Here is a 585-nt window from a genome sequence, read left to right on the forward strand (position 1 = left end):
GCTACCATACAGACTTAACTGAATTTTAACGCCTTAATCACTGAAACTAAAGGCAAACTGACAATGCCGAGTGTAGCAAATCGTGTTGATGCATTTGTTATGTGTATTTAGACTTAGTCAGCAACTATTTCATTTGCAGAATTAACTAAATCGTCATAACTCCAACCAACACTTTCTGTTTTAACCATCAACTCACATATATCTGAAGTTTGAAATATTAGTTCAGATGAATCATTTAAAGTTATGACCAATTGATTTCCTTTGGCATCCCAAAAATCGTAATCTCTTTCGCCAATAAACCCATCCAGATTATTACTAAGACAACAATGCACAACTAAAAAGTTCTTCATTTGCGATTCAGAAACACCTAACATTACTGATGCTTCAGAATAATCATATGTATATGTTGTCGACTCAGTATCAATCGTAAGCTTAATTAAATCGGTGTCCCAATATTCAAAACCACCAACTTCAGAAGAAACATACTGTTCAATTGAATTAGAAACCATCCAATAATCGCCGACCATTGACTCATATTTTTTAGACATAAAACCTCTTAATTTACGCTTACATACTCAAAAAACA

General features: G+C 33.2%; 1 protein-coding gene. It reads right to left on the reverse strand.

Going from position 1 to position 585, the window contains the following annotated elements; translation table 11 throughout:
• Positions 1–113: 113 nt before the first annotated feature.
• Positions 114–548, reverse strand: a complete 435-nt coding sequence (locus PVK70_RS18885; protein ID WP_069594937.1) for a hypothetical protein — start codon at positions 546–548, stop codon at positions 114–116.
• Positions 549–585 lie beyond the last annotated feature (37 nt).

Source organism: Aliivibrio sp. A6 (genome assembly GCF_028765505.1).
Taxonomy (GTDB): Bacteria; Pseudomonadota; Gammaproteobacteria; order Enterobacterales; family Vibrionaceae; genus Aliivibrio; species Aliivibrio finisterrensis_A.